The sequence below is a fragment of the Neobacillus sp. PS2-9 genome (assembly GCF_030915525.1).
In the GTDB taxonomy this organism is placed as follows: Bacteria; Bacillota; Bacilli; order Bacillales; family Cytobacillaceae; genus Neobacillus.
Window position 1 is genome coordinate 3,749,608 of record NZ_CP133269.1, and the last position, 21,343, is coordinate 3,770,950.

Here is a 21,343-nt window from a genome sequence, read left to right on the forward strand (position 1 = left end):
CTTGTTTCACTAACTAATAGTACCTATATTAATTAGTTAAAATTAACAGCAATACAGGTCTTTGTAACCATTATTATACTCCGTTTGTCACAAAAAAAGACATAATTTTTTAAAAAATAATAATTTTATCTCATTAAGTATATATAAAAAAGAGACTGACAAAAAGTCAGCCTCTTCAAAGATTCTTTAATTACTTTATAGCAGCATTTACTGCTGCAATTACTTGGTCAGTTGTTTGCATGTTGAGAACTTCTTGAACTAGCTTCTCCATGTCAGACTTTTTTAAGTTCCGAATTAAGGAACGAGCCTTTAGTATGGATGTTGCACTCATAGAGAATTCATCAAGTCCTAATCCTAAAAGAACAGGAATAGCTGTTTCGTCCCCAGCCATTTCTCCGCACATACCTGCCCATTTACCTTCCGCATGCGCAGCATCGATTACCATTTTTACCAATCTTAAAATAGATGGGCTGTATGGCTGATAGAGATACGACACACGTTGGTTCATACGGTCTGCGGCCATTGTGTATTGAATCAAATCATTGGTTCCAATACTGAAAAAGTCTACTTCTTTAGCAAATTGATCAGCTAAAACAGCAGTAGAAGGGATTTCTACCATAATACCCAATTCAATATGTTCCGCAACTTTCTGATTTTCTGAAATAAGCTTTTGCTTTTCCTCTTCAAGAATCGCTTTAGCCTCTCTAAATTCATCCAAGGTTGCAATCATAGGGAACATAATTTTTAAGTTACCATAGCTGCTAGCGCGTAATAATGCACGAAGCTGAGTACGGAAAATATCCTGCTCTTCAAGACATAATCGGATTGCACGGAAACCTAAGAATGGGTTTAATTCCTTAGGCAGCTCAAGATATGGAAGTTCTTTATCTCCCCCGATATCAAGCGTCCTTACTACAACAGGTTTTCCACTCATACCTTCTAATACTGCCTTATAAGCTTCGAATTGCTCTTCTTCTGTAGGAAGTTGGTCTCTACCCATGTAAAGGAATTCTGTTCTATAAAGGCCTACCCCTTCACCACCATTTTCTCTAACTCCCTTTAAATCTTTAGGAGTTCCGATGTTGGCAGCCAATTCCACATGATGGTCATCAGCAGACACAGTAGGTTCATTTACTAACTTCGCCCATTCTGCCTTTTGTACCTCATATTCTTCATGTGACTTACGGTATTGTTCAACAAGTTCTGGTGTTGGGTTAATGTGAACTTCACCCTTTAAGCCGTCTACAACAACTAAGTCACCATTGTTAATTTCCTCTGTTGCAATCTTTGTACCGACAACTGCAGGAATTTCCATCGAACGAGCCATAATAGCTGAATGAGAGGTACGTCCGCCAATATTAGTTGTAAAACCTTTCACAAACTGTCTGTTTAATTGTGCTGTATCTGAAGGAGTTAAGTCCTCAGCAACAATGATTACTTCCTCAGCAATCATGCTAGGATTGACAATATGAACACCTAATAAATGTGAAAGAACACGTTTCGTTACATCTCTAATATCTGCTGCACGTTCTTTCATATATTCATTATCCATTTGTTCAAACATCATAATGAACATGTCTGCTATTTCCTTTAGAGCAGTCTCAGCATTCACATTTTCAGACTTTATTTTATCTTCAATAGGTGCATTTAACTCTGGATCACTTAATACAAGAAGATGTGCTTCGAAGATGGCTGCTTTATCTGCACCAAGGTCAATCTTGGCACGATCGCGAATAGCTTCTAATTCACTTTTTGATTGCGCCATAGCTTGACGGAAACGATCTATTTCAGCAGCAGAATCTTCTACTGTTACTTTTTCGAAAGATAAATCTGGCTCAACCAAACGGTATGCCTTCGCAATGGCAATACCGTTTGATGCAGCAATTCCATTTAAGAACGTCATTATTCTGCCAAACCTTCTTTTTTCAATGTTTCTTCTAAGCTGTTTAATGCCTCATTTGCATCGTTTCCTTCAGCAGCGATCACAATGTCCGCTCCTTGACCCACACCTAGAGACATAACACCCATAATAGATTTTAAGTTAACTTTTTTGCCTTTATATTCTAATGTAATTTCAGAATCGAATCTGCTAGCTGTTTGAACTAATAAAGTTGCTGGTCTTGCGTGAATTCCTGTTTCTGCGATTACTTTAAATTGCTTTTCTGCCATGATTAATCAAACTCCTTTAATAAGTAAATGTATTTATTCTGACTTAATAAAAATAAACATTTCTTCTTATTTAGTCAACTAAATCAATAAAGACTAAAGAATTAAAATCAACCCTTTTCAGCTTAATTTTTCCAAAAAACTAGCCATTCATGTATTGATTTTAACCTCGTCATGATGTTTATTTGTATACAAGTGCTAGAATATCATTTTAATTCCTAGTAAACAACTGAAAAACTCAAAAAACATTATTGTTCACAAAACTGTCAATAACTCTCAAAAACCACCAAAACACTTTAATGATAACAACACAAAAAGTTGTCTTTTAGGACAACTTTTAAGGATTCCATTTATTTAAAGACCATAGCAGCGTTAACAGCCTTTTTCCAGCCTTCATATAAAGTCTTCCGATTTTCATCTGTCATCTTGGGATTAAATTGGTGTTCAATAGCCCACTGCTTGGAAATCTCCTCTTGATTATCCCAATAACCAACTGCGAGCCCTGCCAAATAGGCTGCTCCAAGTGCGGTAGTTTCATTGATGATTGGCCGCTCAACAGGAACATTTAAGATGTCACTTTGGAAGGACATTAAAAAGTTATTTTTAACTGCTCCTCCATCCACACGAAGCGTTTTTAATTCAATAAGTGAATCAGCTTCCATCGCTGATAAAACGTCTTTTGTCTGATAGGCTAAGGATTCTAATGTGGCCCGGACAAAATGCTCTTTCGAAGTTCCTCTAGTTAATCCAAAAACTGCACCCCGAACATCACTATCCCAGTATGGAGTACCCAAGCCAACAAATGCTGGAACAACATAGACACCTGCCGTTGAATCTACCTTTGCTGCATACTCCTCGCTATCCTTTGCGTTCTTCAATATTCTTAGCCCATCCCGCAGCCATTGAATGGCTGACCCAGCAACAAAGATACTGCCTTCAAGGGCGTAATGAACTTTCCCATTTAATCCCCAAGCAATAGTTGTTAGTAGACCATGTTCTGATTGAACGGCTTTCTCCCCGGTATTCATTAACATAAAGCAACCTGTACCGTAGGTATTCTTAGCCATTCCTTTTTCAAAACACGCCTGCCCGAAGAGAGCTGCTTGTTGATCCCCAGCAACGCCAGCAATGGGGATTTCTTTCCCAAAAAAATGATAATCGACTGTATTAGCATATACTTCAGACGATTGTCGGACCTCTGGCAGCATGATTTTTGGTACACCTAAAATAGCTAATAGTTCTTCATCCCATTTTAGTTCAAAAATATTAAACATTAACGTACGGGAAGCATTAGAATAATCCGTTACATGCGCTCGTCCACCCGAAAGCTTCCAAATTAACCATGTATCAATGGTTCCAAATAGTAATTTTCCATCATTCGCTTTTTCACGAGCATCCTTAACATTGTCTAGAATCCACTTTACCTTTGTACCTGAAAAATAAGCATCAATAAGCAAGCCCGTTTTTTTACGAAATAATTGATTGTAGCCTTTTTCTCTTAGTTCATCACAAATCCCGCTTGTCTGCCTTGACTGCCAAACAATCGCATTGTAAATTGGCTCACCTGTTTCTTTATCCCACACCACAGTGGTTTCACGCTGGTTAGTGATCCCAATGCCGGCTATTTGATTGGCTTTAATTCCTGATTCAGATAATACACCTGCAATAACCGAGAGAATGGAACCCCAAATCTCGTTAGGACTATGTTCTACCCATCCTGGTTGTGGAAAATACTGAGTAAATTCCTTTTGCGCTGTGTGGATGATTTCACCTTTTTTATTAAAAAGAATGGCTCTCGAACTTGTAGTCCCTTGGTCCAGGGATAAAATATATTGGTCCAATCAAACCCCTCCTCATGCTCTCCCGAAGATTTAGTGCTTTCCCTTTTTATGAATTTCTATTAATTGCTGCTTTAACTGATGAATTTCTGCCTTTATATACGACTGTTCTCGAGTAGAGGACTGTACATGACCATAACGTACTTTTTCATATAGGTCTATTATTTCATCTCCTCCCACTAATCCAATTCTATTCCACCATTCTTCAAGCGATTCAGACGAAATACGACCTAATTTTAATTTATGGGCGTATTTCTCTAGATTATATATTTCCCTTCTTATATACTCCTCCGGTGGTTTACCTCTTTTCCGTAATCCCACCATCGAGTTTGTGCTAAAGAATGCATCGAAAACCTCTATCCTTGGCGTAGAGTTACTTTCTATTGCCTGTTGCTTTAGTCTTTTCTTATAGATTAAGTAGCCAATAATCCCTACAACTACCACAATAAGAATTAGGAGTAAGTAATCCATCGAGAAGGACCGTTCTTGATATTTACCCGCTTCATTCTCCATATCACTTTCGAAGGGTTTTGGCACATATTCCTCCTGCCCAAAAAGACCCATAATGAATTCAAGGCCACTTAAGAGTGGATTAGCAATTAGATTACTAAAAAGCATGACAATCACATGTAAGATGCTGAAAAATGCGAGTTGAACATATTTCAGTAAAAATGTTAGTCCTATTCCAATAATAAAGAATCCAGCTAGGATTTTCATAAAATAAAAAGCAAATTTAGTTTTGTCTGTTTGAATCGAAAACCATTTGCCATAAAAACTGCCCAATAGGGCTAGTATTATTTGAGATATTAGTAGATAAATCAATGCGTCTTGAAAAGGATAGTGACTCAGCGCGGAATAGATGATTGCAATCAAACCTACCATAAAAGATAACAGTAATATTACCGCCTCAGATTGTAGCGACCCATCATCATACAATGATATTCCCCGCCAAAATATAAATAAGCCAATAATTAATCCAAAAAATAGAGAATGCTCATCTTGGTAATAAATATATAACAGCAATGGAAAAATCGTTACAATATAAACCCATTTTCCCTTTTCACGTATTTTTACAAGAAGACTTGCTAAAAAAATCATTCCCCCCATACAAGTAAGCAACAAAAATAAAATAGGCGGGAATTCTTTTTTATTTATATAAAATAAAGAAAGGAAAAGAATCCCTACATTACATTCCAAGACAAATCGATAGGTTATGGAAGCGACACGTTTCATCATAGGCGTACCCTTCTATCATTTTGAATGTCTAATTCACTTAGAACACCATGCTCCTGTTCAATAGTAAGCTCAAGCATCTTAGCCCCTCTTTGTCCAACTTTTAAGAGCATCCGATTAGTTTCTTCTGTCCTGATACCTGTGTGGATAAAAAAGGGTTGTGACGTAAGATGTCTATTATAAAAGGAAAGCATATATTCATATGGAATACTTGTATTTTGAGTGCTAATGGAGGCCAGGGTTTCCAATGCCTTTTGGAGGTGTTCTTTTCCTTCTCCTTTTGGAAGAAATAGAAAAGGCGTATTTCCTGCTGTCCGTACATTAATACATAAGGAATAAGGAATCTGTTTGTTACATGCATAATAAGCAATCTCAGTCATTCCACTAATCAATCTCTCGATTTGGCCAGTAATGGAATGGCCATTCGATACGTTTAGCGCAATAGTCCAACCCTTTTCGGAAATTTTTTCAAATACTTTTGTTTGCAGCGTTTGTTTTTTTGCACTAGCTTTCCAATGGATTCGATTAAAGCCATCTGAAGATACATAATCCCTTGTTCCTAATGGACCAAGGCGATCTTCATAAACTGAATAAGGAACCGCGTTTACCCCTTGTAGCACAGACAATTTCTCTAATAGCCCTTTTACTGGAATAGGTTGGGGATAGACCACAGCTTGTTGCTTTAAAAACGATTTCGATTCCAAAATGATTTCACCGAATCCTAAAAGACTTGGCACATGAAATTCAAGCTTACGAATTCTGGCAATTCCCCTTCTACTAGCTTCGAAAGGAATGACTACCTGTTTTGTTTGTTTGCTAAAAATAGAAAACGGGATTGAAATATCATATATGGAAGAATTTGATTCCACTTTTTCACCCTCTGGAACCACAAAATGATCAAAGTAGACTCTTAGGTCACCCTTTAAGATGGGGAATCCCTCATTCCTAAAAATGAATGACCATTGTCCATTATCCTCGACAAAAAAGTGGTTTTTTTCATAAATATTATCTAAATAAAGCTTTTCACCTGCTTTTTTTAAATAATAATTATTAGCGACCACAATGACTAGAAAAAATATAGCTAAGAAAAGGACTAATTTTGACTCCATATATAAGCTGACAAAGATAAGTAATATGGCAAAAGTACTAATACCCGGAATCTTTCGGTCTTCTACCGAATCTTTACTCCAAGTCATTCATTTGCCCCCACTTCTACTGGTACAGGTACTGAGCGTATGATTTCTTCAATAATAGATTCAGGAGTTTTAGTTAAGGAGCTCTCAATTGATAAAAAGATTCTATGTCCTAGAACAAACGGAGCTACTGTTTTTACATCATCTGGGGTAACATATGTACGGCCATTCAAAAATGCTTTTCCTTGCGATGCTTTCATTAAGGCCAACGTTCCTCTTGGGCTCACACCTAATTCAATACTGTTATGCTCCCGCGTTCTCCTTACTACAGTCAGCAGGTAATCCTCCATCTCATCTGAAATGTAAATGTTGTTGATGGCGCCCTTTAATTGTTCTATTTCTTGGGTAGTAAAGACTTGGCTAATCGTGCTCATTTTTTTATCCCCGCGATGAATTTGCATGATTCTCTTTTCATCCTCATACATCGGATAATCCACATTAATTTTAATAAAAAATCGATCCATCTGAGCAACAGGCAATGAAAAGGTCCCTTGCTGTGATTCAACAGGATTCTGTGTGGCAATTACCATGAAGGGTTCCATTAATCTAACCGTTTCTCCATCAATTGTTACCTGCCTTTCTTCCATTACTTCTAATAAACTGGACTGTGTTCTTGGTGTGGCCCTGTTAATTTCATCAGCTAAAACGATGTTGGCCATTATTGGTCCTGGACGTAATTCAAATTCCTGCAGCTTTGGATTAAAAAACTGGATCCCCGTAACATCACTTGGAAGGACATCTGGGGTAAATTGAATGCGCGAAAATTCCCCTCCAATTGCAGTTGCAAAGCTTTTTGCGAGCATGGTTTTCCCTGTTCCTGGAACACTTTCAAGTAATATATGTCCATTAAATAATAAAGAAATTGCCATTAATTCTACTTCTGTATCCTTTCCGACAATCACTTTACTAATTTCCCTTTTTAATTCCGTGATTTTTTCTGTAAGAACCACTCTCTCATCCCCTTAGACGTAAATTAATTTTATAGTCTTTTATATTTTATCAAATTTTTCAATTTTTCCAAATATAAACAAAAAACCGCTCTAATAAAGCGGTTTTGTCTACTATTAACTTCTTGGTTCTTTAAGGTACTGGTATAGGACATCTCCCCCTCGCTGACCAATTCCACGGAAATGTTTGAAATCTTTTCTTTTTACAAGAACCTGGCGAAATTCCATAAAATCCTCGTTCTTCACGTAATACTCTGATAGTTCACCTGTCATAAGCCTATTTAGAATATCGGTTACATACTCTTCGTTCATTTCATTGCACCACCTTTTCTATAATTATTTTATCGTATATTCATTTCTTAAAGTCAAATATCGCTTTCTACTATTCTACTTATGGTAGCGTTTTCTATTCTTTTTACTACTTTCTTCACATATACCTGAAATATTCAGTAATAATTAACCAAATTGTCAAATAAAAGGCTTTACGAATGCCGAAAAGTAGTGCAAACTGTTATTTAACTGGTTTTATTATAGTTTTGTAGTAAAGGAGAGAGACTAAATGAAAAAAGCAGAAGTTGGGAATATCATAGAATTCCGTGGTGGTTTGCAAGGGATTGTTGAAAAGGTAAATGAAAATTCTGTAATAGTCGACCTAACATATATGGATAATTATCGTGATTTGGAATTAGATCAACGAACAGTTGTCAACCATAAAAACTATAAGGTAGTAAAAGAAAGCGCTTATTAATGGAAAAAATTCGTAAGAAAAGGCAGTTTATCCTGCCTTTTCTTTTTTATTGCTCTGTTTAATTTATCTGTTGATTTCCACTCCAGGCACGAGCGGTTCGCGGGCGTGCCGGGGAGCCTCCTCGTCGCTCACTCCTGCGGGGTCTCCCCTGCCCGGTACTCCCGCAGGAGTCTTCGCACCTTCCGCTCCAATCAACAAGTGTGTCAAATCAACATAAGGCTTTAATATAGCATTTTCATTAATCCCTTATTCTTTTCCCTTCCCTGTTTCATTGGCAAGGTCTTTTAATGACTTTACTTTCCCATGGGGGTTTTGATCCTGTTTTCTAACTGTCCATTCCCTCTCTTGCTCACTTTTTGACTTACTCATCCCTATCACTCCTTTCTAGGTTATTTTTTTCTTATTTTTCTTTTCTTATCAGTCATTTTTGTGAATTCATTCATGTAAACATTTCCTTTGAAAATCATTTTTGCTACAATAACCTTTATTGACTCTTAAAGGAGATGCCACTAATGAAAAAACACAACCTAGACATACGGCTTATTGTCGGGTTACTTGTTGCCCATATCCTCATCAACTTTTCATTTCATGATAAAGCTATATTTTGGTATATATTTTCTGGCTCTTTACTGGTGTTAATTGCCTATGCTACCCTCCAAGGTGATGTAGACGATGAAGTTCCGTTTATCAAGTATTTCTTTCTTGGTGTAGTAAGTGGATTTGTACTCTATTTGGTTTTTTGGCTGGGCATTCAAGCAATGGCGTTGCTTCACATTCCATTTGAAAATAGCCTAAAAAAATTGTACAAGTTGTATGCACCTTCGTTATTTTGGCAGTACATTGCTTTACTATTAGTTGCTGCACCTGGAGAAGAGCTTTTCTGGCGTGGATTTATTCAGAAAAATTTAATGAAATATTTTCGTCCATTGGTAAGTATTGTAATAGCTGCATTGCTTTATGCTTCTGTACACATCTATTCTGGTTCTTTTTTGTTAGTTTTAGCTGCTTTTCTATCAGGTCTTACCTGGGGATTCCTCTATTACTGGAAAAAAAGCATGCCGCTTATCATTGTTTCACATCTTGTCTTTGACATCATGATTTTTATTATTTTACCGCTTAAATAGTTAATTACAGAAAGTAGAGGCTGACTCTGAAGTCAGCCTCTTTAATTTTTTTCAGCTGGTTTAAAAGGTTTCATCCAAAGTAAAACAAAAAAGGTCATACAAATATACCCGAATAAAGGATATAAATATGATAACAGAGTTCCATAATTCACAAGGCTGATAAGATAGGAAACGATAAAAATAGACGAAACCGATACCATTGTTGGGATGGCCATATATTGTTTCAGCTGTCGATCAAGGCCGAAAACATTCCCAATGACAGAAGTGAAGATCTCGCCGTAAATGACAAGGACAAAAACGCCATGGAGAAAGGGTGCTAAATTCTTCATAATAATGGCCATTGGAATTTCATATAGTTCAAGATCTGGAAGCATAATCAATGTTGAATGACTAGCAATTAAGATAAGAGTTAAGGCCATTCCCCCAAGAATTCCCCCCCATTTAATTGTCCAATCATCTTTTATTTCTGACGCAATCGGTACTAGAACTGCCTGAGCTAAGCCAAGATTCAAGGCTGTATACGAAAACGGTGCCACGACACTTTTCCACCCATCTTCTGCATGGGGTATATATAATAATTGATTTAAAAAATTAGGCATTTGAATGGAATAAGACATCAATATGAGACTAAAACAAATCATCAGTGGAACCACAAAACTATTCACTGCAAAAAGCCCCTTTGTTCCAATTAACATAACAATAATGGATAATGTAATCGTCAGAAACACACCCAGGTTTTTAGCAAGACCTAGCTGCTCTTCAAAAACAGCCCCTGCACCTGCAAGCATTACTGCGCTTACCCCTAGAAGCATAAAAAGCATAAATATGTTAATAACCCTACCCGGCCATTTGCCAAACAAGTACTCATTTAACTCTTGATATGATTTTGCGTTTATTTGTGCAGCTATTCTCATTAACTTAGACCCTAATGCAATAAAGAGATACCCGCTCATTAATATACTAATAAAGCCAAAGAATCCAAACCGTGAAAAAAACTCAACGATTTCCTTTCCTGTGGCGAACCCTGCTCCAATCACTGTTCCAACATAGACTGCCGCAATTTGAAAGGCTGCTGGCCAATTTTTCCTCACATCATCTCCCCCTTATCATCAATATATGAGTTAAGGGACAAACAAAGACGAGCTTTTTTCTGTAATTGGCAACCATTTCTATAAACAAATCACTTGAAAGTCAAAAAAGGTCAGAGTATACTATGCTCATAAAGTCAAAGATAGTCAAAGTCAAACGATGATGTTAAACAACTTATATATATTTTTAGGAGGTTATTTGCTTATGCTTTGTCAAAAATGTAATGTAAACCATGCAAATGTACAGTTAAATATGAATATCAATGGCCAACGTAAGGAAATAAAACTCTGTCAGGAATGCTATTTGAAGGAAAAGCAAACCTTGGGTTCTAGTTTTGGATCACATATGAACTCGTTCCCTAGCTTTCCTTTTGAAAATCTGTTTATGAGTAATCACGTACCACAGGATTCTCAAATCAATGAACCATTTACAGCTCAACAAAAAGCTTCACATGGTGGATTTATCGATCAATTCGGCCGTAATCTAAGCAACATGGCGAAAGCAGGTCTTATAGACCCAGTTATCGGTCGAGAAGATGAAGTGAAACGTGTCATTGAAATTCTCAACAGAAGAAACAAAAACAACCCCGTATTAATCGGTGAACCTGGTGTAGGTAAGACAGCTATTGCTGAAGGTCTTGCCCTTCAGATTGCAGAAGGAGCTGTACCAGGAAAACTAAAGAATAAAGAGGTCTATCTTTTAGATGTTGCCTCCCTTGTTTCCAATACTGGAATTCGTGGGCAGTTTGAAGAACGAATGAAAAAATTGATCACTGAATTACAAGAACGTAATAATATTATTCTTTTTATCGATGAAATTCATTTGCTTGTCGGTGCAGTTTCTGCAGAAGGATCAATGGATGCAGGAAATATTTTGAAACCTGCATTAGCACGTGGGGAATTACAAGTAGTGGGTGCAACAACCCTCAAAGAGTATCGCCAGATTGAAAAGGATTCAGCCCTAGAACGCCGCTTCCAGCCGGTTCATGTTCTTGAACCAACAGCAGAGGCTGCTGTCGAAATTTTAAAAGGAATTCAAAAGAAGTACGAGGATTATCATGAAGTGGTATATTCTGATGAAGCCATCCATGCATGTGTCCAATTGTCACAGCGCTATATCCAAGATCGCTTCCTACCAGATAAGGCCATCGATTTACTTGATGAAGCTGGTTCAAAATTAAATTTAAACTCTGATTATAAAAGTACTGAACAAATTGAGTCCCGCTTAAAAGAGATTGCAGCTGCCAAGGAAGAAGCCCTTAAAAAGGAACTATATGAAGCTGCAGCTAAACTCCGTGATGAAGAGTCACAGCTTGAGAAATCATTAAATACAGATACAAGCTCTGAAAGACCGGTTGTTCAGGTTTCACATATTCAAGAAATTATTGAACAAAAAACAGGGATTCCAGTTGGAAAACTGCAACAAGAAGAACAGTGTAAGATGAAGGATTTAGAAGCAAATTTAAATCATAAAGTCATTGGGCAGGAAAAGGCTGTAAAAAAAGTAGCAAAAGCGATTAGACGCAGTCGTGCTGGCTTAAAGTCAAAAAATCGGCCAATTGGCTCCTTCCTCTTTGTTGGTCCTACTGGTGTCGGAAAAACAGAACTTTCAAAAACACTTGCTGAAGAACTATTCGGTACAAAAGATGCCATGATTCGTCTAGATATGAGCGAATATATGGAGAAACACAGCGTTTCAAAATTAATTGGTTCACCTCCTGGTTATGTTGGTCATGATGAGGCAGGACAGCTTACCGAAAAAGTACGTAGAAATCCTTATAATATTATTTTGTTAGATGAGATTGAAAAGGCACATCCTGATGTTCAACATATGTTTTTACAGATTCTTGAGGATGGCCGTCTTACAGATAGCCAAGGAAGAATTGTAAGCTTTAAGGATACTGTCATCATTATGACAAGTAATGCGGGTGTCGGTCATAAATCAATCCACGTTGGTTTTAGTACAAATGAGGCAGTTGAAGAAGCCACCATTCTTGACTCTTTGGGTAGCTTCTTTAAACCGGAATTCCTAAATCGCTTTGATAATATCATTGAATTTAACGCATTAGACAGTGAAAATATCTTATATATCGTTGATTTAATGATAAAAGAATTACAAGAAACATTATCCGAACAAAATATTGAGTTACACATTACGTCAGAAGCTAAAGAAAAGTTAGCTGAGCTTGGTTACCACCCTGCTTTCGGTGCACGCCCACTCCGCAGGGTCATTCAGGAACAACTCGAAGATACCATTGCTGACTTTATCCTTGAACAGCCAGATGCTAATAAGTTACAAGCCATTTTAGAAGATGGCCAATTAAAAGTCGTTTCTGACATGGTTCTGTTTCAATAAAAAAGTGAAAGAGGTTGACTGAGTCAACCTCTTTCATTTATTTCTTATAGTTTTTTATCCTCAATAGAATTGAGCCAATTCTCAATCTCACCAACTACTGATTCTACACAGCCGTTTTCAAATGGAGAAATGAGGTTTGCTGCTTCCACTAACTTGGTAAATGACATACTTCCACCAAGCTTACATAGATTTACATAATCATTCCAGGCCTCTTCTTGATTTTCTCTTGAACGTTTCCAAAATTGGAAGGCACAAATTTGTGCAAGCGTGTAATCTATATAATAAAATGGAGAATTGTATATATGGCTTTGACGCTGCCAGAAACAGCCGTTTTCTAAGTATTCATTACCATCGTAATCCTTATGTGGTAAGTATTTTTTCTCAATCTCACGCCACTGAAGATTACGTTCCTTTGGTGTTGCGGTTGGATTTTCATATATCCAATGCTGGAATTCATCAACAGATACACCATATGGGAGGAATAATAGGGCTTCACTTAAATGGGAGAACTTATATTTATCTGTATCTTCCTTGAAGAACAGCTCCATCCAAGGCCATGTAAAGAATTCCATACTCATGGAATGAATTTCACATGCTTCATAGGTAGGCCAATAGTACTCTGGAATCTCAAAGTGACGACTAGAATAAACTTGGAAAGCATGCCCAGCTTCATGCGTTAAGACATCAATATCACCTGATGTGCCATTAAAATTAGAAAAAATAAATGGTGCTTTATTATTTTCAATAAATGTACAGTAACCGCCAGCAGCTTTTCCTTTTTTGGCTACTAGATCCATAAGGTTATTGTCTTGCATGAAACGGAAGAATGATCCCGTTTCCTCTGAAAGTTCTTCGTACATTTTCTGTCCGTTTTCAATGATCCATTCAGGACTGCCTTTTGGAACCGCGTTTCCTGTTTTAAAAATAAATCCCTCATCGTAATATTTCAATTGGTCAAGACCAATTCTCTCTTGTTGACGAGCTTTTAGTTTTGTAGCTATTGGAACAATAAAATCCTTCACCTGCTGACGAAAATTCGCTACCATTTCTGCATTGTAGTCTGTTCTCATCATTCGATAATAAGCTAACTCTACAAAGTTATTGTATCCAAGCTTCTGAGCAATCTCGGTTCTTACTTTTACAAGATCATCGAAAATTCGATCAAGCTCTGCCTGATTCTCTGCTAAGAACCCAAACCTTGCCTCATTTGCCCGTTTCCTCATATCTCTATCTGTCGACTCAGTAAATGGTTGTAATTGTGTTAAAGTCCTCTCTTCACCTTCAAAATCAATCTTTGCTGATGCAATTAGCTTTGTGTATTCTGTTGATAAACGATTTTCCTTTTGAAGTAATGGGACAATTTCTGGCTTAAATGTCTTAAGCTGACCTTCTGCAAGAGCAAAAAGCTGCTTGCCCCACTTTTCCTCTAATTCACGGCGAAATGTTGATTCTACCAATGCTTGATAATACTTTGTAGCTAGACCTTCAACCTCAGGCTGAATTTCATCCATATAGTCTTGTTCTTGCTTATAAAACTCATCGTTTGTATCAATGGAATGACGAATATAGCATAAGTTGAACATGGTTCCAATGTCATTTCTAAGTGCATTAATTTCATGCATAGCCTCACTCTGTTCCTCAACTGAAGCTGCACTTTTAAAACGCTCCAGTAACGCATCGAATGTAACAGTTACTTCTTCTAAATTTGGGCGTACATATGTATAGTTTTCAAAGCTCATTAAACATCCCCCTTATCTTGTTTTCTGCATATATTTCTTCGACACTCTACCATCATATTCCTTTTACAAAAAAAATACGACCTTTTGGCCGTATTAAAATTTACCTGCAGGTATACCTAATTTTTTTAATAGATCAATCGCTTCCGACTTTTCCGAATCAGTTAGACTAGACATGAGCTGATCAATTTGATTTGCATGCTCTGGGAAAATGTCTTGAATAAATGCTCTTCCCTCTTCCGTAATTTGAGCATAAGTGACCCTTCGATCCTTTGGACAAGCAATTCTTTTTAACATTCTTTTTTGCTCCAGCTTATCCACTACGTAAGTAATACTCCCGCTAGCTAGCAAAATTTTTCCTCCAATTTGCTGCATGGGCTGGTCTCCCTTATGATAAAGAAGCTCTAAAACAGCAAACTCAGTAGGGTTTAAACCGCTTGCTTGAATCACTTTATTTACATGTTCATTAATCGCTTTATATGCTCGTGAAAGGACAATAAATAACTTTAATGATTTTGCTACTGAATCATGCTCCATAAAAACTCATCCTTTAGATTTGTTTTAAAAATTATCTTGATTTCAAAATTATTATAAAAAAATTTATTACTTATGTCAATTTGCATGTAAATGAAAAACGAGACACAACTTGGTTTCGTCTACATCGTTTATACAATTGTTTCTTTATTGATAATCCTATATTGTATCTCATTAATAAGTTTATTTAACCGCTCATCCCTGTCTTCGGGTGCGATCTTCTTTTGGAAAACTGAATAAAGAGTAATATCTCTTAATTGAAGAAAGAGAGGTAAATGTTCCTCCCATCTCTCCGGTAAGGGATTACATTCCTTATATCCTTCAGTAAAGTGAGTTAGAAATCGATGAGCAAATTCGGTTTTTTCCTGTTTATTCGAATTACGTAGCCCATTAAAAATGGAATAATAAAGCGGAATGGCAATATCTGATGTAAACCAATGGTAGCTGCAATCATCAAAATCAAACACATGGACATTCGTGCCATCATAAAAGAAATTACCGGAATGGATATCTGTATGGATTAAACCAAAGTTATCTTTCGTTTGAGGAAGTTCCCTTAGCTCTTTCATTAGGTCATTAGTATTCTTAATAATTTCCGGTTCGTCTGGAAAATACGCTTTTACATCAATGAGTTCTTCTTCATGCCAAAAAGGGCGTAATTTCAATCCTTTTTTCGGTTTATAATGCTTTGTCACTGCATGCATATGTCCTGTTACTCTACCCCAGGCATAAAATAATTCGTTATTGTATTGATCAGAATTGATTTTAACAGGAAATCCCTCAGCCTTGGTGTATAGACAGGCATAAAAACAGGACCCATCCGCTGCCTCCAAGGATTCTATTAATTGTCCCTTTTTGGAAGGAAATACTTTTGGACAATGAACACCATGTTCGTTCAAGTAATTCATCCAATCTAGCTCTGCTTCTATTTCTCCTAAAGAGCGGTGTGAACTATGGGTAATCCTCAAGACAAATGGTTGGTCATTGCGATACACTTCAAATACATAATTCTCAAAGTCTCCCAATTTCTTTACTCTTAATTCTAATTCAAACCTTGTTAAAAATTGATTTAAAACTTCTTGAGTAAACAATACTTCAACAGACTTTTCCATAAATCCCCCTATGAAACAATTATTCTTTCATTATAGTTTAAAAATTCCAAAATCAGAAATAAATATTTCTTATTTTTGGCTATCGGTAGTAAGATATGGATAGAAAACTATTTGCACTTTTTACAAAGAAGGGATGTCAATGAGTCAGCAAGCTGCTTTACCCGTTAAAACGCCAAAAGCCTCAGAGTCTACCATGTTTAAAATTCTCTTTATCATCGGGCTATGTCATTTATTGAATGATGCGATTCAGGCTGTTATACCAGCTATGTTTCCGATATTAGAGAAGTCGATGGGGTTAAGCTTCACCCAGCTAGGGATCATTGCTTTTTCATTAAATATGGTCTCCTCTGTCATGCAGCCACTAGTCGGGTTCGTAACTGACAAAAAGCCTATGCCATATGCTTTGCCAATAGGACTTACTTTTACTTTAGTTGGAATACTTGGATTAGGATTTGCTTCAAATTTTGCTTGGATTGTCTTAGCTGTTGTCTTCATTGGTCTCGGTTCAGCCGTGTTTCACCCTGAAGGCTCTAGGGTTGCCTATATGGCTGCAGGGAATCGCCGAGGTCTTGCTCAATCCATTTATCAAGTCGGCGGAAATACTGGTCAGGCATTGGCCCCACTTATTACAGCGCTTATTCTAGTCCCACTAGGACAGAGGGGTGCATCTTGGTTTACCATTGTTGCTGCTCTTGCTGTGATTTTATTGATTTATATTGCAGGTTGGTATAATCAGAGACTAAACCAATCTCCTAAAACAGCAAAAGGTAAAAGAACAGGGTTGGATCAAAAAGACGGGTTGTCCAAAGAAGTTAAAAATACAATCGTCTTTATCCTGTTACTTATCTTTGCTAGGACTTGGTACACATCCGGAATGACCAATTTCTATACATTTTATGCAATTAAAGAGTATGGACTTACCATTAAACAGTCTCAGCTTTTCTTATTTGCCTTTCTCGTATCGGGTGCAATTGGGACATTCTTTGGAGGTCCGCTTTCTGACCGTTTTGGAAAGAAACAGATTATTTCCTTTTCCATGCTGGCAACTGTTCCTTTTTCGTTTCTCATTCCTTATGTACCGCCAACAATCGCCTTTATCTTTTTGATTTTTACCGGATTTATTTTAATGACTAGTTTTTCTGTGACAGTTGTCTATGCACAAGAATTAGTTCCTGGAAAGATTGGGACAATGTCTGGTTTAACTGTAGGACTTGCATTTGGTATGGGGGCAATTGGTTCTGTGGGGTTAGGATACCTTGCTGACTGGATTGGTTTACAATCAATGATTACATGGCTGGGGGTACTCCCCTTACTCGGTTTAATCGCTTTTTTACTTCCATCTGATCAGAAGGTGTGGGAATGGAATCAAATAAAGTAAGGATAGGCTAATGCCTATCCTTACTTTATTTCTTGAATTCTTTTGTACAATTCAGCTTTTTCTTCATCTGTTAGCATTCTTTCTGCCATTGGAAATAGTACATTTTCTTCTTTAGAGAAATGCTCGGTTAAGATGAAATAGGCATTCTGGATTAACTCAGCTAACCTTTTCTTTTCTTCAGTAGATGCTTCAGTAACTTCTGCATTTGTTAGAAAAGAACCGATATTGGTTTTCGCTTGATCATGTTCATACTCCATTACCGCAATAGGTCCTGAGGTTGTTCCAATATAGGTTCCCATCATTGGGAAAAGAACGCCTTCTTCTCTTTCTGAATGTGGGTCTAAAGCTGCCTTAAAGGCTTTCACCTGCTCAATTAATTCAATAAAATCTTCTTCAACATTCAACTCTTGGTCAATGTTTTGTGTTAAAGTGTATAGCTTCTCTAATTGTTCTAATAATGGAGGATGTTCACTTTTAAGTTGTTTTAATCCTTCACTTAATTCAGCTTGGGGCATACCGCCAAACCCACTCATGCAACCACTCATTATCATTCACCTCTATTGTAATTTGTGTCCTAAGTATAAAATTAACTATGAATTTATGTAGTGACAGAGGTCACATCTCTAAAAAAGAAGCGGATAGTTGTCGTATTTTTGTCATTTTTATGAAACCGCTTTAATTTTTTTGAAAATTTAACATTTATCACACAAAAATTGTTTGAAAGTTTCATATAATGAAGATAGAACATGAAAGGGAGGTCAAAAATACATGAAAACCCCAAATTACCATGACTTTTATCAAAAGGCATTAATCCCAATCGGTTTTAACGATTTAAAGGCACTAAAGGAATCTGATGCTACCATCCCTAATTCTCCTTATACACATTGGCTTATTGCTGTAGAAGGGGTACAACTCCCACAACCTACCATTTACTATAATTGGAAAGTTAGCATATATCCCGCTGATTGTGACGGTGATTTCAATTGGAGAAAGCCTTATTATTGTTCAGAGAATATGGAGTTCATGGATCATGCAAACCAACTAGCTTCTTCATTCGTTGCTTCAGGCAAGAAAGATGAGCTATCCTCCTCAACCCTACTAGAGAAAATTAGCTAAGCCTCTAACATACCAACCTTCTGCTTTACCTCTTTTTTACCCCCACTTGTGAAAAAACCTACATATAGTGATATTTAATATTTTTACATAAATAAAGTGTTGTTCACGGCAAGCCGCAAACAACACTTTTTCTATTATTCTATGCAAGTCTAAATACTATTCCATGTCCACCCTTTGGATACTCCCATTTGATGTTTTGGTAAGGACAGCCTATACGGCAGCTTCCGCATTCATGACAACCCTCGTAGCCCACCTGCATCCTTGTTCCTTCCCACTTATACACCTCTGCCGGGCAAAATACTGTGCAAATTTTATCGGGACATTGTGTCATACATACATCATGATCAAGTACGGTTAAATGAGACTTCGTGTCACACTTAAAACGGAGAAGATACTGTTTTTCTTCAATATTCTTCGTTGACATTATTTCACCGCCTTCCAAGCACGATAAATATCTTGCAATACTCGAATCGTTCCTCTTTCAGAAGTGACACTCTTCATAATCTGTTTTTGCTTTTCACGTTTTGGTGTTCCATCTACCGTAAAGAATTTGCTCATGGCTTTATTCATCATTGGAACATATTCATTGAAGTATTGTGGATACTTTTCAAATGTATGTGCAGCATCTTTATATTTCTCTAAATCTTTTATGATAAAGCTATCATATAACTTCTCACGATAGAGGTTTAAGCTGGACTCTGAATAGTCGCCTCGATGTTTCGCTTCTATTACCGTTTCAGCCGCTAACATGCCTGAATGCATGGCCATATTCGAACCTTCACGGTGGATGGCATTAACAAGCTGAGCAGCATCACCGATCACAACTACTCCATTTCCAGCCACCTTAGGAACCGAACGATATCCGCCTTCTGGAATGAGATGGGCAAGATACTCTGCGGATTCTCCACCCGCAATTAATGGTTTTACCATTGGGTGTGTTTTCAAGTAATCAAGCAGCTCATACGGCTTTAATTTGGCTTTAATCATACTGGAAAGAGTAGTACCTACTCCAATGTTAATACTTTCTTTATTGGTGTAAATAAAAGCTGTTCCGAGGTTACCTTTTGTTGAATCCCCAAAGACCTCTATGGTACAGCCTTGGTTATCTTCCAAATTAAAACGATCATTGATCTTTTCCTTGGATAAATTAACCACTTCCATAACAGTTAATGCCACTTCATCTGGTCGAAATTCTTTGTGGAAGCCTAACTGTTTAGATAAGAGTGAGTTTACTCCGTCTGCAAGTACAACGACGTCGGCATATACCTCTCCATCTGGGCGGTCCGTTCGCACACCTACTACTTTGCCATTTTCAACAATACATTCGGTAACCACCGTTTCGTTGATTAGGAGCGCTCCGGCCTCGACTGCTTTTTGCGCGAACCATTGGTCAAACTGTGCTCGGAGAACAGTGAAGTTATTATATGGTTCTACGGCCCACTCAAGACCTTTATAGCCGAAGGAAACAACAGATTCTTTATCCATCATCCAAAAGCGCTGTTCAATCACGGGTCTCTCAAGAGGTGCTTCCTTCCAAAATTCAGGAATCAACTCTTCCATTTGCTTTCGATATAACACTCCGCCCATTACGTTTTTGGCACCAGGATATTCTCCTCTTTCGATAAGCAAAACGTTTAATCCATTTTTCGCACAAGTCAGAGCACAGGAAGTTCCTGCAGGACCCGCACCAACGACAATCACATCAAATTTCTCAGGCATAGCTTACAACACCGCCTTTTTCTGATCTGAGCTGCTTAAATTGCTCGATTAGTTTAGGTAGAACTTCCATTGCATCTCCAACAATTCCATATGTTGCAACATCAAAAATGGGTGCATTTGGATCTTTGTTGATAGCAATGATGAACTCGGAGTTTTTCATACCAACTACATGTTGAATTGCTCCTGAAATACCAATAGCAAAATAAATCTTCGGAGTCACCGTTTCTCCCGTTTGCCCAACTTGCTGTTCATGCGGTAGCCATCCAGCTTCTACAACATCACGAGTACCGCCCACACTTGCACCTATTGTTTCTGCTAACTCGTGGATCAGCTGGAAATTTTGAAAATCTCCCATGCCTTTTCCACCACATACTATGACATGTGCCTCTGCTAAATTAGCTTTTTTTGTTACGTCATTCACAATTTGGAGTACTTTTGTCCGCATATCTTCTTCTTGCAGTGAAATTTTTTCTTCAATGACTTTACCAAGACGGTCTGCATCTGGCTCTAATGCCTTCATTACTTTCGGTCGAACAGTGGCCATTTGTGGTCGATGCTTTTTACATAGGATGGTGGCCATAATATTTCCACCAAATGCTGGTCTGCTTGCTTCTAGCAATCTATTATCGGTATCCACATCCAACATCGTAGTATCCGCTGTTAAGCCCGTAGATAAATCGGTTGCTACCGCACTCGCTAAATCCTTTCCATTTGGTGTTGCTCCGTAAAGGATAATCTCTGGCATATATTTTTGAGCCAGCAGCATAACACCCCTCATATAAGATTCAGTCCGATAATCTTTCATTACCGGATGATCGATGACATACACCTCATCAGCACCATAGGCTATTACCTGATTTGCTAATGGTTTAATTTCACTTCCTAATAAGAATCCTGCTAAGGGAACTTGCAGTTTATCTGCCAGCTTTCTGCCGGCTCCAAGCAATTCAAGTGAAACGCCTTCTATTTTACCTTCGTTTTGTTCTATAAAGACCCAGACTCCACGATAATCGTCTAGATTCATGTAAACCCCTCCTTGCGGCAACTGATTAATC

At 37.5% G+C, this 21,343-nt stretch carries 21 protein-coding genes; 5 read left to right on the forward strand and 16 right to left on the reverse strand.

The window, feature by feature from the left end:
- Positions 1-190: 190 nt before the first annotated feature.
- The 7 genes from ptsP to RCG25_RS18880 form a co-directional block, all read right to left on the reverse strand.
- On the reverse strand, positions 191-1,903 hold the full coding sequence (gene ptsP / locus RCG25_RS18850; protein WP_308080353.1) for a phosphoenolpyruvate--protein phosphotransferase: 1,713 nt from the start codon (positions 1,901-1,903) through the stop codon (positions 191-193).
- On the reverse strand, positions 1,903-2,169 hold the full coding sequence (locus RCG25_RS18855; RefSeq protein WP_308080354.1) for a phosphocarrier protein HPr: 267 nt from the start codon (positions 2,167-2,169) through the stop codon (positions 1,903-1,905). The genes ptsP and RCG25_RS18855 overlap by 1 nt, the downstream gene beginning before the upstream one ends.
- A gap of 347 nt (positions 2,170-2,516) precedes the next feature.
- A complete protein-coding gene (gene glpK, locus RCG25_RS18860) occupies positions 2,517-4,007 on the reverse strand; it encodes a glycerol kinase GlpK (protein WP_308080355.1) in 1,491 nt (496 codons plus the stop codon).
- 30 nt (positions 4,008-4,037) lie between these two features.
- Positions 4,038-5,240, reverse strand: a complete 1,203-nt coding sequence (locus RCG25_RS18865; RefSeq protein ID WP_308080356.1) for a hypothetical protein — start codon at positions 5,238-5,240, stop codon at positions 4,038-4,040.
- A complete protein-coding gene (locus RCG25_RS18870) occupies positions 5,237-6,433 on the reverse strand; it encodes a DUF58 domain-containing protein (protein ID WP_308080357.1) in 1,197 nt (398 codons plus the stop codon). The genes RCG25_RS18865 and RCG25_RS18870 overlap by 4 nt, the downstream gene beginning before the upstream one ends.
- Positions 6,430-7,380, reverse strand: a complete 951-nt coding sequence (locus RCG25_RS18875; RefSeq protein ID WP_308080358.1) for an AAA family ATPase — start codon at positions 7,378-7,380, stop codon at positions 6,430-6,432. The genes RCG25_RS18870 and RCG25_RS18875 overlap by 4 nt, the downstream gene beginning before the upstream one ends.
- Positions 7,381-7,494: 114 nt before the next feature.
- Positions 7,495-7,689, reverse strand: coding sequence for a hypothetical protein (locus tag RCG25_RS18880; RefSeq protein ID WP_308080359.1), 195 nt, complete (start codon positions 7,687-7,689; stop codon positions 7,495-7,497).
- 247 nt (positions 7,690-7,936) lie between these two features.
- On the opposite strand from RCG25_RS18880, the gene RCG25_RS18885 reads away from it, so the two are divergent.
- Entirely contained in the window at positions 7,937-8,125 is a 189-nt protein-coding gene (locus tag RCG25_RS18885) for a YkvS family protein (RefSeq protein ID WP_149869412.1), read from the forward strand.
- A 246-nt stretch (positions 8,126-8,371) separates the two neighbouring features.
- On the opposite strand, the gene RCG25_RS18890 is transcribed toward RCG25_RS18885, so the two are convergent.
- Positions 8,372-8,494: a DUF6254 family protein gene (locus RCG25_RS18890; RefSeq protein WP_308080360.1), complete on the reverse strand. Its 123-nt coding sequence runs from the start codon at positions 8,492-8,494 to the stop codon at positions 8,372-8,374.
- Positions 8,495-8,637: 143 nt separating this feature from the next.
- Between RCG25_RS18890 and RCG25_RS18895 the strand changes: the two genes are divergently transcribed.
- Positions 8,638-9,249, forward strand: a complete 612-nt coding sequence (locus tag RCG25_RS18895) for a CPBP family intramembrane glutamic endopeptidase (RefSeq protein ID WP_308080361.1) — start codon at positions 8,638-8,640, stop codon at positions 9,247-9,249.
- A gap of 41 nt (positions 9,250-9,290) precedes the next feature.
- On the opposite strand, the gene RCG25_RS18900 is transcribed toward RCG25_RS18895, so the two are convergent.
- The gene (locus RCG25_RS18900) at positions 9,291-10,340 is read right to left on the reverse strand and encodes a YkvI family membrane protein (protein ID WP_308080362.1); all 1,050 of its coding nucleotides are present in this window, start codon (positions 10,338-10,340) and stop codon (positions 9,291-9,293) included.
- Positions 10,341-10,542: 202 nt separating this feature from the next.
- Between RCG25_RS18900 and RCG25_RS18905 the strand changes: the two genes are divergently transcribed.
- Complete coding sequence (locus RCG25_RS18905; protein ID WP_308080363.1) at positions 10,543-12,693, forward strand: ATP-dependent Clp protease ATP-binding subunit; 2,151 nt, start codon at positions 10,543-10,545, stop codon at positions 12,691-12,693.
- Positions 12,694-12,737: 44 nt separating this feature from the next.
- Here the strand turns inward: RCG25_RS18905 and RCG25_RS18910 are convergent, their stop codons facing one another.
- The 3 genes from RCG25_RS18910 to RCG25_RS18920 all read right to left on the reverse strand — a co-directional run bounded on the left by RCG25_RS18910 (position 12,738) and on the right by RCG25_RS18920 (position 16,075).
- Positions 12,738-14,432 carry a M3 family oligoendopeptidase gene (locus tag RCG25_RS18910; protein WP_308080364.1) on the reverse strand — a complete coding sequence of 565 codons (1,695 nt, stop codon included), beginning with the start codon at positions 14,430-14,432 and terminating at the stop codon, positions 12,738-12,740.
- 93 nt (positions 14,433-14,525) lie between these two features.
- On the reverse strand, positions 14,526-14,966 hold the full coding sequence (locus RCG25_RS18915) for a MarR family winged helix-turn-helix transcriptional regulator (protein ID WP_308080365.1): 441 nt from the start codon (positions 14,964-14,966) through the stop codon (positions 14,526-14,528).
- Positions 14,967-15,094: 128 nt separating this feature from the next.
- Positions 15,095-16,075, reverse strand: coding sequence for a phosphotransferase enzyme family protein (locus RCG25_RS18920; protein ID WP_308080366.1), 981 nt, complete (start codon positions 16,073-16,075; stop codon positions 15,095-15,097).
- A 139-nt stretch (positions 16,076-16,214) separates the two neighbouring features.
- On the opposite strand from RCG25_RS18920, the gene RCG25_RS18925 reads away from it, so the two are divergent.
- Entirely contained in the window at positions 16,215-17,453 is a 1,239-nt protein-coding gene (locus RCG25_RS18925) for an MFS transporter (protein WP_308080367.1), read from the forward strand.
- 20 nt (positions 17,454-17,473) lie between these two features.
- Here the strand turns inward: RCG25_RS18925 and RCG25_RS18930 are convergent, their stop codons facing one another.
- Positions 17,474-17,998: a hemerythrin domain-containing protein gene (locus RCG25_RS18930; protein WP_308080368.1), complete on the reverse strand. Its 525-nt coding sequence runs from the start codon at positions 17,996-17,998 to the stop codon at positions 17,474-17,476.
- A 223-nt stretch (positions 17,999-18,221) separates the two neighbouring features.
- On the opposite strand from RCG25_RS18930, the gene RCG25_RS18935 reads away from it, so the two are divergent.
- The gene (locus RCG25_RS18935) at positions 18,222-18,569 is read left to right on the forward strand and encodes a hypothetical protein (RefSeq protein WP_308080369.1); all 348 of its coding nucleotides are present in this window, start codon (positions 18,222-18,224) and stop codon (positions 18,567-18,569) included.
- 139 nt (positions 18,570-18,708) lie between these two features.
- On the opposite strand, the gene RCG25_RS18940 is transcribed toward RCG25_RS18935, so the two are convergent.
- From RCG25_RS18940 to RCG25_RS18950, 3 genes are read right to left on the reverse strand one after another with little or no spacing between them, the layout of a single operon-like run.
- Positions 18,709-18,993 carry a ferredoxin family protein gene (locus RCG25_RS18940; RefSeq protein ID WP_040204690.1) on the reverse strand — a complete coding sequence of 95 codons (285 nt, stop codon included), beginning with the start codon at positions 18,991-18,993 and terminating at the stop codon, positions 18,709-18,711.
- Positions 18,993-20,288: an FAD-dependent oxidoreductase gene (locus tag RCG25_RS18945; protein ID WP_308080370.1), complete on the reverse strand. Its 1,296-nt coding sequence runs from the start codon at positions 20,286-20,288 to the stop codon at positions 18,993-18,995. The genes RCG25_RS18940 and RCG25_RS18945 overlap by 1 nt, the downstream gene beginning before the upstream one ends.
- The gene (locus RCG25_RS18950; protein ID WP_308080371.1) at positions 20,281-21,312 is read right to left on the reverse strand and encodes an electron transfer flavoprotein subunit alpha/FixB family protein; all 1,032 of its coding nucleotides are present in this window, start codon (positions 21,310-21,312) and stop codon (positions 20,281-20,283) included. Before RCG25_RS18950 ends, RCG25_RS18945 begins: the two co-directional genes overlap by 8 nt.
- Between the last annotated feature and the right edge of the window lie 31 nt (positions 21,313-21,343).